This is a genomic window from Streptomyces sp. NPDC052721 (assembly GCF_040678315.1).
Taxonomy (GTDB): Bacteria; Actinomycetota; Actinomycetes; order Streptomycetales; family Streptomycetaceae; genus Streptomyces.
Genome location: NZ_JBFATL010000069.1, coordinates 1 through 9,355, shown reverse-complemented (window position 1 = coordinate 9,355; position 9,355 = coordinate 1). Strand labels below are relative to the sequence as shown.

5 protein-coding genes are annotated in these 9,355 nt (G+C 71.3%); 1 reads left to right on the top strand and 4 read right to left on the bottom strand.

The genetic code is table 11. The features are described from left to right. Positions 1 to 123 precede the first annotated feature (123 nt). The 3 genes from AB0L21_RS37735 to AB0L21_RS37725 form a co-directional block, all read right to left on the bottom strand. The gene (locus AB0L21_RS37735) at positions 124 to 1,263 is read right to left on the bottom strand and encodes an aldehyde dehydrogenase family protein (protein ID WP_365788568.1); all 1,140 of its coding nucleotides are present in this window, start codon (positions 1,261 to 1,263) and stop codon (positions 124 to 126) included. Positions 1,264 to 1,304: 41 nt separating this feature from the next. Further along, positions 1,305 to 1,598: an aldehyde dehydrogenase family protein gene (locus AB0L21_RS37730; protein ID WP_365788567.1), complete on the bottom strand. Its 294-nt coding sequence runs from the start codon at positions 1,596 to 1,598 to the stop codon at positions 1,305 to 1,307. Positions 1,599 to 2,357: 759 nt separating this feature from the next. Beyond that, positions 2,358 to 5,156 carry an AAA family ATPase gene (locus tag AB0L21_RS37725; RefSeq protein ID WP_365788566.1) on the bottom strand — a complete coding sequence of 933 codons (2,799 nt, stop codon included), beginning with the start codon at positions 5,154 to 5,156 and terminating at the stop codon, positions 2,358 to 2,360. 211 nt (positions 5,157 to 5,367) lie between these two features. Here AB0L21_RS37725 and AB0L21_RS37720 point away from each other — a divergent pair, with 211 nt between their 5' ends. Further along, positions 5,368 to 6,885 carry a 4-hydroxyphenylacetate 3-hydroxylase N-terminal domain-containing protein gene (locus AB0L21_RS37720; protein WP_365711456.1) on the top strand — a complete coding sequence of 506 codons (1,518 nt, stop codon included), beginning with the start codon at positions 5,368 to 5,370 and terminating at the stop codon, positions 6,883 to 6,885. 19 nt (positions 6,886 to 6,904) lie between these two features. Here AB0L21_RS37720 and AB0L21_RS37715 read toward each other — a convergent pair whose 3' ends face one another. Continuing rightward, positions 6,905 to 9,124, bottom strand: a complete 2,220-nt coding sequence (locus tag AB0L21_RS37715; protein WP_365788565.1) for a LuxR C-terminal-related transcriptional regulator — start codon at positions 9,122 to 9,124, stop codon at positions 6,905 to 6,907. Between the last annotated feature and the right edge of the window lie 231 nt (positions 9,125 to 9,355).

Below are 9,355 nucleotides of genomic sequence, written 5' to 3'. Positions count from 1 at the left end.
GGTCTCACCCCCTGGGGGGCGCCGCGGCGGGCGCGGCGGGGCGGGCGGCCGCGGGGGGGGGGTCCCGGGGGGGGGGGGGGGGGGGGGGGGGGGCGCCCGCCCCCCACCGCCCTGCCACGCTTCTCAGAACACCAGCCGGCGCGGCCTGTGCTGGATGCTGATCCAGTGGTGCGTGGTGAAGTCCTCAGCTACCCACCTGCCGCCGAAGCGGCCGATACCGGAGGCCTTCTCGCCCCCGAAAGCAGCGTGCACGTCATCGTGAACGGTCGTGTCGTTGATGTGGGTCATACCCGCCTCCACCTGATGGGCGAAGCGCAGGCCGCGTTCGACGTCGCGGGTGAAGACGCCGCTGGAGAGGCCGTAGCGGGTGTCGTTGGCGATCCGAAGGGCATCGTCCTCGCCGTGCGCGCGGATGAGTGTGGCGACGGGGCCGAAGACCTCCTCAGCGGCCGTGGTCACGTAGTTGTCGCCGAGCAGAACGTGCGGCGGCAGAACGAGACCGGCCGGGCCTTGCGGCTCGCCGAAGAGCAACGGCTTGGCCCCGCCTGCCACGGACTCCGCGACCTTGTCGCGGACGCTGTTCAGTTGCGTGTGGTTGATGACGGGTCCGATCTGGGTCTCCGCGTTCCGCGGGTCGCCGGTGCGCAGAGCGCGGGCCTGCTCGACGAACCGGTCGACGAACTCGTAGTACACCGATGCATCGATGATGACCCGGTTCGTCGCCATACAGATCTGGCCCTGATGGTAGTAGCTGCCGAACACGGCACAATCCACGGCGTGTTCGAGGTCGGCGTCGTCCAACACGACCAGCGGACCGTTACCGCCCAGCTCCAACGCGAGTCTCTTCAGGCCCGCCTTGGCGGCGATGCCCTGCCCCACGCGCGTGGAACCGGTGAAGGAGATCACCCGGGGAATGTCGTGCTGGACAAGATGGTCGCCGATGTCCCGGCCGCGGCCGACGACGACGCTGAGCAGTCCCGGGGGTAGCCCGGCCTCCTCGTACACCTTGGCCAGCAGCAGTCCACCGGTGACGGGTGAGTCCTCGGCAGGCTTGAGCACCACGGCGTTGCCCAGCGCGAGGGCGGGGGCGACGGACCGGTTGGACAAGTACATCGGGAAGTTCCAGGGACTGATGACGGTGACCACCCCGGCGGGCTTGCGGTAGACCCGGTTCTCCTTGTCGGGGACGTCCGAGCCGACCCGGTCCACGACCTCGGCGGTGTGGCCGGCAGCGGCGGCGGTGACCGCGGCGGTGATGGCCACCTCCACACCCGCTCGGTCACGTGTGGCTCCGATCTCTCGCGTCAGCCAGTCAGCCAGTCAGCCAGTTCGCCGGCCCGCCGCCTGATGATGTCCGCGGCCCGTTCGAAGACCGCTGCGCGCTGCTCGGGACGGGTCCGCGCCCACTCCCGCTGCGCATCGCGGGCTGCGCGGTAGACGAGGTCGACGTCCGCGGTGCCGGCCGAGCCGATCTCGGTGAGGACCTCGCCGCTGTACGGGTTGCTGTCGGTCAGCACCCTGCCGGTGCCGCCTGAGCGCCAGGTGCCGGCCAGTGGCATCCGGTCGAATCCGGTGTACGGGGTCATGGGCTCGGGCATGTGCTTCCTCCCTGTAGGTGCGCTGCTCGGGGGGTGCGGGAACGTGGCCTGGCGGCCTGGCTCGGTGCGATGAGCCGCTGTCGGCGGTGAGCCGGATCACCGCGAGGGGCCGCTCGAAGCAGATCGGTCAGGGCCGTTGTGGCCGTATAGCTCGGGCATGGTCTCGGTGCCGGTTTCCGGTCCGGTGTGAAGCCGGCCGCCCGTGGTCGGCAGCAGCGCCGTGGGTCAGGCTGGGGCGGGCACGACAGAACGGCCGGCAGGAGGCACGGCGGTGCCATGAGGGAGCCTTCCGCCGTTAGGAGCAGGGACACGGGATGACTACGTCGCCTCGCATGGTGGTCCGGGGGACGGCACGTGTGCTTCAGTCACCTGACTGCCGCCGTGAAGCGGACTCGAAGCGGCGGGCCACGCAACTGACCACCACCCCTGCTCCGACCACGCGCCACCGCGGCACGGCAGGTGCGTCAACGGGCGCCGTCACGCGCGAGCAACAGACCGGTCGGGGCAGCGACAGCTGCCGTGGGCAGAGGGAAACCGGCCCGGACACGCGCCGTGGCAGGCGCGGAGCAAGACGGAGCAGTGGCGGCCACAGCGGCGCGGAGCTGCCCGCGGTATCCGCCGCGCGCGCCCGCGGGGAAACCGCGGCCGACCGCTCCGGCCTGCGGCTGCCGTCACCACCGGCATCAGACGAACCGGCCGCCCCCGCGTCGCCCGTCCACGGGATCCTTGCCGCCGTTTCCCTGCCGGTCGCCGGCACGCTCAGTCGGACTCGCCGTCGGTGCCGCCCTGCTCCATCGCCAGCCGAGTCAGTTCAACCCGCGTATTGATGCCGAGCTTGGTGAAGATGTGCTTCATGTGCGTGTTGACGGTGTGCACGGACACGAAGAGCCGCTCAGCGATCGCCCGGTTCGTGAGGCCTTCCACGACGAGCGGAATCAGTTTCCGCTCCGACTCCGTCAGCCGGCCCCACCCAGGAGAGGCAGTCGTGTGAGGGCGGGGGGCGCCGGAGCGCACGCCGAGCTGCCGGAGGCGCCGTTTGAGCCGTTCGCGGTCGCGCACGGCTCCTGATTCCGTCATCAGCTGAGCCGCTTCGTCGAAGTAGGGGATCGCGGCCTCCGCATCGGCCGAGGTGGCCAGGAGCGTGCCGAGGTCTTCGCAGGCCGCCGCCAGGGCCAGCGGCCTGCCACTTTTTCGCAAGCCTGCGATGGCGGAGGCCAGTTCGGAGAGGTCGTTCTGGAGCAAGCCGTTCACGTGGGCACGGACCGCCCCGACGATCTTCTGGCTGTCGTCCTGAGCGCTGAGGCCGCGCAGTGCGCCGGACACGGCTTGTGCTACGGACCTGTCGCCGCCGCTCACAGCGATGCGCGCGATCTCGGGCCAGTGGGAGGGAGGCAGCACGAGGAGCGGCGTCACCTCACCCCCTCCGAAGCTGCCCCTGAGTGCCATCGCGGCTGCGGCGCCCCGGCCTTCCGCCTCCTCCAGGCAGGCCCGCGCGAGCGAGACCCAGGGACCGCACGACTGCTTGTTCGCACCGGTGTCGACGTCGGCGGCGCGTAGATGGTCCCTGGCCCTGGCGAGGTCACCGCGCTTGGTCTCCACCAGTGCCAGCACTGACCGGACCTGCGCGTTCCCCCGTGTGATCTCGAGTTCGTCCGCGACCGTGAGACTGGCCTCCGCCTCCACGGCCGCATCGTCGAGCGCTCCCTGTTCGAGCAGTGCGCAGGCGCGGCAGGCATGCCAGTGTGGAAGTGACCAGCCGAGGCCCAGGGCCTCGGCCTCGCGTTGCCCCTCCCGCAGAATCCGTTCGGTGTCCCCGAGCCGGTCGGTGGCGGTCAGTACCGTGGCCAGCCACAGCGCCGGAATGCGCGGAGGCCGCAGGTGGAGCGCGGCCGGCTCCATGTCCGCACGTGCGGTGGCTCGCTCGGCAAGGTCAACGGCCCGGGCCAGGCGCCCGCGGTAGAAGGACGTCTGCGACTGGAACATCATGGCACTGACGACGTGAGCGGTATCGCCCCGGCGGTAGGCGGCCTCGACCAGACCGGTATCGGTCTGCTCGGCAGCGCTGATCTCTCCGAGGTAGATGTGACCCGTGGCCTTGGTCTTCAGTAGCTGGACGTGCAGGTCGCGTGGCAGTGCAGGGAGGGCCAGGGCCCGCTGAAGGTGTGCCATCGCCGCGACGTGATCGCCCGCGGCCTGGTGGATCTCGGCGGCCACCAGGCGCAGGGATGCTTCCTGCGGCGGCTCCAGCCGTTCCGACAAGGTGGCGTCGACCAGATCAAGCGCCTCGTGCACCCGGCGTGTCCGGCCGAGGTACTCGGCGGCGTCGGTCAGCAGGGCGATGCGGCGCCTGTCGTGCGGGGGCAGCAGTCCGGCGCTTCGCCGAGCGAGGTCCGCAGCGGCGTCCGGGGCGGTCGGCGAGAGGTCCCGTACGGCGGTGAGCAGCGTGGTCACGGAGTCGTCCACGACCGGGCCACCCGACATCACGACGTGCCAGGCCACCTCCGCGGGTCGTCCCCCGGCGGCGCGCAGGGTGTCGGCCGCTTCCCGGTGCAGAGCGGTTCGTACGGCCGGGGGGAGGTTCTCGTGGAGGGCCTGGCGGACCAGGTCGTGCCGGAAGGCAAGCCGCGGGCCGTCGGCCGTCAGCAGGTCGGCCGCCAGAGCGGCCTCGACGCCGGACAGCAGGCTGCCGACCTGCCTGCCCAGCATGCGGGCGGCGATGCCGAGGTCGAATTCGCGGCCTAGGACGGACCCGATCTGGAGCAGGCGCACGGCGTCCTCCGGGAGCCTGTTCAGACGCGCGGCGGCACTGCGCCGGAAGCCGACGGGGAGGTCATGGCGCGGGAGGCCGGCGACGCCCCCTTCCCCCTTGCCGGCATCAGCGTCGGCGAAGGAGCGCACCAGTTCGATCGCCAGGTACGGATTGCCCGCGATGCCTCGCAGCAGTGTGGTCAGCTCGCGTGACGGCGTGGCCCCGAGCGCATCGGCTGCGATGTGCCGCAGTTCTTTCTGCGGTAGCGGGCCGAGGGTCAACCGCCGGGCTCCGAGGCGGTCAAGGTCTTCCCGCATCCTGGCGACGATGGGCCGCTCGGCCTCCGGCCGTACTGCCAGCACCCAGAGGATCCGGGATGCGGCCAGTCGCCCGGGCAGGGTGCGCAGTGCGAAGAGCGTGGCCGGGTCAGCCCACTGCGCATCGTCCACGAGCACGACCACCGGGGCGCGCTGGGCCCGGTCCTCCAGGGCGTCGGTGATGCTGTCGAGGAGCCACAGACGCTGGTCGTCGGTGGCCGCGGTGACCCGGTGGGAACCTCCGGGTGACTGCAGGGCGGACTGCAGGGCGGCCCCGGCCGCGTACTGGTCCAGCTCGTCGGCCCGAACGGGCACCACGTCGAATCCGCCTCGCCGCGCCAGCGTGTCCACCTCGGTGAGCAGTCGGCTCTTGCCGGCTCCGGGCGCGCCTGCCACGACGACGCAGGCGCCTCGTCCGCCGCGCACCGCGTCCAGAGCCGCCCGGAGAACCGCCATCTCGTGATCGCGTCCCCGCAGACGCGGCACGGTCATGGCCGGGGTCCGGGGGCACGGTCCCGGTGGCCCCCGGAGTCTGCGGTGTGCATGCGGCCAGCATGCCGCATCGCCACATCCCCTCTCAACGCCGGTTCTGTGGGGGCCGACGGAATCACCCGGGTGATTGCCGACTCCGCACCGTCCTCTCACCCTGGCGCGACGCATGCTCCGGGACGTCCACAAATCCTGCCCCGGAGAGGAGCACGACGTGCGTACAGGCAAGGAATACCTGGCGGCGCTGAACGACGGCCGCACGGTGTGGGTGGGCGACGAGCTCGTCGACAACGTGGCCACGCACCCCAAGACCCGGGCGTACGCCCGGAGGCTCGCAGACTTCTACGACCTGCACCACCGCCCGGACCTCGAGGACGTGATGACGTTCGTGGACGAGGCGGGCGTCAGGCGGTCCATGACGTGGTTCCAGCACCGCACCAAGGAGGACCTGCGGCGCAAGCGGCGCTACATGGAGACGGTGCTGAGGGAACTCGGCGGCGGGGCGGTCCCACGCACTCCGGACGTCAACAACTACGTACTGCTCACCTACGTCGACGACCCGGAGCCCTGGAGCAGCCAGGCCGTCGGCACCGACGGGAGGGACCTCACCGAGGGAATCACCGACTTCTGGAACATGATGCGGGAGGGCGACCTCAACGCGACGCCGGCCTTCGTCGACCCGCAAACGGACCGCTCACGCGAGTCCGCACAGGCCGAGTCCCCCGCCCTGCGCGTGGTGAGCACCTCGAAGGAGGGCATCACCGTACGCGGCGTGAAGGCGATCGGCACCGGCGCGGCCTTCGGGGACTGGATCCACATCGGCGTCTTCTACCGCCCGGGCATCCTGCCGGAACAGGTGATCTTCGCAGCCGTGCCGCCCAGCACGCCCGGCGTCACCATCATCTGCCGGGAGAGCAACGTCCGGGACGGCGAGGACATCGAGCACCCGCTCGCCTCGCAGGGCGACGAACTGGACAGCGTCATCGTGTTCGAGGACGTGTTCATCCCCTGGAACCGGGTGTTCCACATCGGCAATCCCCAGCACGCGTCGCTGTACCCGCAGCGCGTCTTCGACTGGCTGCACTACCAGGCCCTGGTCCGGCAGATGGTGCGCGCCGAGCTGATGCTCGGTCTGACCCTGTTGATCACCGAGCACATCGGCACCTACCAACTTCCGCCGGTCCAGGCCCGGATCGCCCGGTTCGCCGGCTTCCACCAGACACTCAAGGCGCACGTGATCGCCTCGGAGGACGAGGGGTTCACCACTCCAGGCGGCCTCTACAAGCCGAACGTGCTGATGTTCGACTTCGGGCGGGCCTACTACCTGGAGAACATCTCCGGCATGGTCAACGAGGTCATCGACCTGGCGGGCCGGGCCTCGCTCATCTTCCCGACCGAGGGACAGTGGCAGCGGCCCGAGCTGCGGCCCTGGCTGGAGGCTCTGCAGACCGGGCCGGTCGGAAGGCCGCACGACCGGCTGAAGATCAGCCGCGTGATCCGCGACCTGTTCCTGTCCGACTGGGGCGACCGCATCAGCACCTTCGAGAACTTCAACGGCACTCCCTTGCTGGCCATCCGCACCCTGACCATGAAGCGCGCGGAACTGTCCCCGAGCGGCCCCGTCGCGGACCTCGCACGCAAGGTCTGCGGTATCGACGCCGTGGGCACTGAGCAGGACGACACCGCGTACTCGGCCCAGGCGGACTACGCCCGACGCCAGGACGCCTCGTAAGCGGATGCCGGGGCCCGGGTCAGAGCACACCGCACTCCCGGGCCCTGGCGACCGCAGCGCTCCTGTCGTGCGCGTCCAGCTTCCGGAAGATCGCCCGTACCTGGGTCTTCACGGTGTTGTGGGACACGTAGAGCTCAGCGGCGATCTCCCGCAACGTCAGCGGACCGCACAAAGCCCGCAGCACCCGGCGCTCACCCAGCGACAGGTCCTGAGGGCCGGGCACGACCGGCACCACGACCGTGTCCCCGTCGGCTCCGGCCAGCAGGCCCGTCAGCACCCCCGGCACCTCGCACCGGGCCGCCGCCCGCTCGGCCGCCTCACGGGCCTCCCGCGCCGCTTGCCTGTTGCGCCGCGCACCTTCGAGTCGTGCCCGCGTCAAGTGACACAGGGCGCGCATATGGGGTTCGCTTCCGGCCCGGTCCGGCCCCGACAGCGCCGCTTCCGCGCCGGCCAGAGCCTCTTCGGCCTCTTCCACGGAGCCTTCCCGCAGCAGGGAACCAGCCCGGCCGAGGTAGGCGGACACGGCGACGAAGTGCCCGTCCAGTCCGGCCGCTGCCGCCGCGCGGAGGGCCTCCTCGCTGAGCGTGCGCGCTTGCTCGTGACGCTCGGCCAGCAGCGCGCACACCGCCCGTGAGCCCAGTGCGCGGACCAGCGCCAGGCCGTGCCCGGCGGCACGCGCGTCACGGGTCGCCTCGCCGAGCAGCGCCTCCGCCTCCTCGTACCGGCCGGTCCACAGCAGTGCGGTCCCACGGGCCGTACAGGCGAGAGCACGCCAGGGAGTCAGCGGCACGGTGCCGGCGACGACCGATGCGCCGAGGCGGTCAGCACTGAGAAGCTCCCCCTTCAGACAGCAGGCTATGGTCTGCGCCACGGTCGCCGCGTCGGCCACCGTGCTGCCTTCGCCGACCGTCTCCGCTCCCCTCTGCCTGAGCTGTGCCACATCCAGCCAGTGCCTGCCCGCTTCGGGAGCACCGCCGGAGAGAGCGGCCATCGCGGCCACGATGCACAGTCGCGCGTCGGCGGCGACCGTTCGGGGCGGCAAGAGGCGAAGCCAATGGGACACCGCAGCGCTACGGCCCGCGGCGATCGCCTCCTCCCAGTCGGCGAGAACCAACGCGCCGGCCAAGGCCTCATCGCCGCTCAGCATCGCGTGCCGTACCGCCGCGGCCGTGTGTCCCCGCCTGGAATACCACTGCGCCGCCGCCCGGTGCAGGGACACCGACGCATCCGGCCCTTCGGACGCCAGCATGTCGCTCAACAGCGAAAGCAGTGCCCGGTGAGGCCGGTACGCCGGCGGCTGGGCCGCGACCGGCTCAAGCAGTTGGACCGTGCGCGCGAGCTCGCGCAGCAGGACACCCGCCCGGTCCCCGGCGAGCGCCTGGCACGGTCCGGTACTCAGCTGGTCGAGCACGCTCGTGCGCACCAGGAACTCGCGCTGTTCGGTAGTGAGCCGGTCGACCACCTCGGTGGCCACGTAATCGGACATTGCCCGCATGCCGCGCACCACCGCCTCTGCCGCGGCGGCCTTGTCCGCCGCGCCGGCGAGGGCGCGCCCCATGACGCACAGTCCTGCCGCCCAGCCCTCGGTGGCCTCGTACAGCGCACCGAGGGTGTCCGCGGTCGGGGCGCAGCCGAGCAGGCCGGTGAGCACCGCCTGTGTTTCTTCGGTGGTGAAGCGCAAGTCGTGGGGGCCGAGTTCGGCGACCAGACCCCGGGCGCGCAGGGAGGGCAGCGGCGCCCCCACGACATGCCGGGTCGACAAGACGATGCGCATTCCCTCGGGAACCCCCGCCAAAAGGTCCGCCAGGCTGCGCACCGCGTCGGCGTCCGTGAGGGAGTCCACTCCGTCGAGGATCAGGGTGAGTGGTGCCTGTGCCCCGAGTCCGGTCACGAGGTTCGGCAGGATCTCCTCGAGCCAGACGTCGAGCGTCCACTCGTCGCTGTCGAGGCGCACCGGCAAGGCCGGCCGTACCTGGTGCAACGCCAGCAGGATGCCGTCCCAGAGCCGGCCCGGGGCGTTGTCGTGTACGTCCAGACTGAGCCAGGCGCACCCTCCGCCGGCCGTCAGGTGTTGCGACCACTCGGTCAGGAGCACCGTCTTTCCGGCACCGGCCGGTGCGGAAAGGACGATCACCGGCTCGGTGGCGGCGTCCAGCCGGCGCAGGAGACGCGGACGGGTCAGGACGTGCGGAGGCTGGACCGGAGGGTGCAGTTTGGAGGCTGACACGGAGCGGGTCATGGCGCCTTCCGTGGAATCGTCGGGACGATCGGAGCCCCCGACGCCCGCGGTTCCCTCGGAAGGAGCGGGGCGTCGAGGGCGGTTGTGGGCCGGTTCATGGGCCCGCGGCGGATGCGTCAGACCGCCGCCACCGGGACTAGGTCCTGTCGTCAAACTCCCGTCGTCCGCCCGGAGGGCGGGCCGCGCGGCGTCAGGTGCGTGCTCTCGGCGTGCCGGGCCCGGGCCCTCGTA